Source organism: Bacillus sp. XT-2 (genome assembly GCF_025696525.1).
Lineage (GTDB): Bacteria > Bacillota > Bacilli > Bacillales > Bacillaceae > Bacillus > Bacillus halotolerans.
Genome location: NZ_JAHVOC010000019.1, coordinates 1 through 3,028, shown reverse-complemented (window position 1 = coordinate 3,028; position 3,028 = coordinate 1). Strand labels below are relative to the sequence as shown.

1 rRNA gene is annotated in these 3,028 nt (G+C 53.0%); it reads right to left on the bottom strand.

Annotation, left to right across the window (positions count from 1 at the left end):
• Positions 1-18: 18 nt before the first annotated feature.
• Positions 19-2,946: ribosomal RNA gene (locus KXD37_RS24010) — 23S ribosomal RNA — on the bottom strand.
• Positions 2,947-3,028: the final 82 nt, after the last annotated feature.

Below are 3,028 nucleotides of genomic sequence, written 5' to 3'. Positions count from 1 at the left end.
TGTGACATCATTAGAAATTAGGTTAAGTCCTCGATCGATTAGTATCTGTCAGCTCCATGTGTCGCCACACTTCCACCTCAGACCTATCAACCTGATCATCTTTCAGGGATCTTACTTCCTTGCGGAATGGGAAATCTCATCTTGAGGGGGGCTTCATGCTTAGATGCTTTCAGCACTTATCCCGTCCGCACATAGCTACCCAGCGATGCCCTTGGCAGAACAACTGGTACACCAGCGGTGCGTCCATCCCGGTCCTCTCGTACTAAGGACAGCTCCTCTCAAATTTCCTGCGCCCGCGACGGATAGGGACCGAACTGTCTCACGACGTTCTGAACCCAGCTCGCGTACCGCTTTAATGGGCGAACAGCCCAACCCTTGGGACCGACTACAGCCCCAGGATGCGATGAGCCGACATCGAGGTGCCAAACCTCCCCGTCGATGTGGACTCTTGGGGGAGATAAGCCTGTTATCCCCGGGGTAGCTTTTATCCGTTGAGCGATGGCCCTTCCATGCGGAACCACCGGATCACTAAGCCCGACTTTCGTCCCTGCTCGACTTGTAGGTCTCGCAGTCAAGCTCCCTTGTGCCTTTACACTCTGCGAATGATTTCCAACCATTCTGAGGGAACCTTTGGGCGCCTCCGTTACCTTTTAGGAGGCGACCGCCCCAGTCAAACTGCCCACCTGACACTGTCTCCCCGCCCGATAAGGGCGGCGGGTTAGAAGGTCAATACAGCCAGGGTAGTATCCCACCGATGCCTCCACCGAAGCTGGCGCTCCGGTTTCCAAGGCTCCTACCTATCCTGTACAAGCTGTACCAACATTCAATATCAGGCTGCAGTAAAGCTCCACGGGGTCTTTCCGTCCTGTCGCGGGTAACCTGCATCTTCACAGGTACTATAATTTCACCGAGTCTCTCGTTGAGACAGTGCCCAGATCGTTGCGCCTTTCGTGCGGGTCGGAACTTACCCGACAAGGAATTTCGCTACCTTAGGACCGTTATAGTTACGGCCGCCGTTTACTGGGGCTTCAATTCGCACCTTCGCTTACGCTAAGCGCTCCTCTTAACCTTCCAGCACCGGGCAGGCGTCAGCCCCTATACTTCGCCTTACGGCTTCGCAGAGACCTGTGTTTTTGCTAAACAGTCGCCTGGGCCTATTCACTGCGGCTCTCTCGGGCTTGCACCCTAACAGAGCACCCCTTCTCCCGAAGTTACGGGGTCATTTTGCCGAGTTCCTTAACGAGAGTTCTCTCGATCACCTTAGGATTCTCTCCTCGCCTACCTGTGTCGGTTTGCGGTACGGGCACCTCTCACCTCGCTAGAGGCTTTTCTTGGCAGTGTGGAATCAGGAACTTCGCTACTAAATTTCGCTCGCCATCACAGCTCAGCCTTATGGGAAACGGATTTGCCTATTTCCCAGCCTAACTGCTTGGACGCGGATATCCAATACCGCGCTTACCCTATCCTCCTGCGTCCCCCCATTGCTCAAATGGTGAGGAGGTGGTACAGGAATATCAACCTGTTGTCCATCGCCTACGCCTTTCGGCCTCGGCTTAGGTCCCGACTAACCCTGAGCGGACGAGCCTTCCTCAGGAAACCTTAGGCATTCGGTGGAGGGGATTCTCACCCCTCTTTCGCTACTCATACCGGCATTCTCACTTCTAAGCGCTCCACCAGTCCTTCCGGTCTGGCTTCACAGCCCTTAGAACGCTCTCCTACCACTGTTCGAAGAACAGTCCGCAGCTTCGGTGATACGTTTAGCCCCGGTACATTTTCGGCGCAGAGTCACTCGACCAGTGAGCTATTACGCACTCTTTAAATGGTGGCTGCTTCTAAGCCAACATCCTGGTTGTCTAAGCAACTCCACATCCTTTTCCACTTAACGTATACTTTGGGACCTTAGCTGGCGGTCTGGGCTGTTTCCCTTTCGACTACGGATCTTATCACTCGCAGTCTGACTCCCAAGGATAAGTCATTGGCATTCGGAGTTTGACTGAATTCGGTAACCCGGTAGGGGCCCCTAGTCCAATCAGTGCTCTACCTCCAAGACTCTTACCTTGAGGCTAGCCCTAAAGCTATTTCGGAGAGAACCAGCTATCTCCAGGTTCGATTGGCATTTCACCCCTACCCACACCTCATCCCCGCACTTTTCAACGTGCGTGGGTTCGGGCCTCCATTCAGTGTTACCTGAACTTCACCCTGGACATGGGTAGATCACCTGGTTTCGGGTCTACGACCACGTACTCATGCGCCCTATTCAGACTCGCTTTCGCTGCGGCTCCGCATCTTCTGCTTAACCTTGCACGGGATCGTAACTCGCCGGTTCATTCTACAAAAGGCACGCCATCACCCGTTAACGGGCTCTGACTACTTGTAGGCACACGGTTTCAGGATCTCTTTCACTCCCCTTCCGGGGTGCTTTTCACCTTTCCCTCACGGTACTGGTTCACTATCGGTCACTAGGGAGTATTTAGCCTTGGGAGATGGTCCTCCCGGATTCCGACGGAATTTCACGTGTTCCGCCGTACTCAGGATCCACTCTGGAGAGAACGAAGTTTTGACTACAGGGCTGTTACCTTCTATGGCGGGCCTTTCCAGACCTCTTCATCTACCTCGTTCCTTTGTAACTCCGTATAGAGTGTCCTACAACCCCAAGAGGCAAGCCTCTTGGTTTGGGCTAATCCCGTTTCGCTCGCCGCTACTCAGGGAATCGCATTTGCTTTCTCTTCCTCCGGGTACTTAGATGTTTCAGTTCCCCGGGTCTGCCTTCTCATATCCTATGAATTCAGATATGGATACCACTCCATTACGAGTGGTGGGTTTCCCCATTCGGAAATCTCCGGATCAAAGCTTGCTTACAGCTCCCCGAAGCATATCGGTGTTCGTCCCGTCCTTCATCGGCTCCTAGTGCCAAGGCATCCACCGTGCGCCCTTTCTAACTTAACCGTTAAAAAGAATCACTATGTGATATCTTGTGTTACTAATTGAATGTGATGTCTACTGTTATCTAGTTTTCAAAGAACACGTT